Source organism: Bradyrhizobium sp. BRP56, assembly GCF_020194035.1.
In the GTDB taxonomy this organism is placed as follows: domain Bacteria; phylum Pseudomonadota; class Alphaproteobacteria; order Rhizobiales; family Xanthobacteraceae; genus Bradyrhizobium; species Bradyrhizobium australafricanum.
The window spans coordinates 1-420 of sequence record NZ_JADYVV010000224.1; the positions used below are offsets into that span (position 1 = coordinate 1).

At 60.0% G+C, this 420-nt stretch carries 1 protein-coding gene; it reads left to right on the forward strand.

Annotated elements, in window-relative coordinates:
- The coding region (locus I6F38_RS43495; RefSeq protein ID WP_225164727.1) for a transporter substrate-binding domain-containing protein at positions 1 to 420 on the forward strand (420 nt) is incomplete at both ends.

Here is a 420-nt window from a genome sequence, read left to right on the forward strand (position 1 = left end):
CTATGAGGATTTTCCGCCGTGGTCCTACGAAGAGAACGGCCAAGCACGCGGGATCGATGTAGACATCGGCCATTCGATCGCTGAGGCACTCGGCGTCGAGGCTCGTTTCCGGCTGGTTCAGGCGGGGGAGACGCTCGACGCAGACCTCCTCAACTACGTCTGGAAAGGCGCGGCGATCGGCGGCCACGTCAGCGACGTGATGCTCCATGTGCCCTATGACAGCGAATATGCGTGCCGGATCGAGCAGGTTTCCTTCACCGGCCAATACGCGACCGAGACCATCGCGATCGCCTACGACAAGAAGGACTATCCAGAAAAAGGACCGACGCCACCTTTCTTCCGCTACGACACCGTGGCCGTGGAAAACGACTCCATTGCCGACTTCTACCTGACCTCTCTCCTCGGCCCGGTGGACAAGAT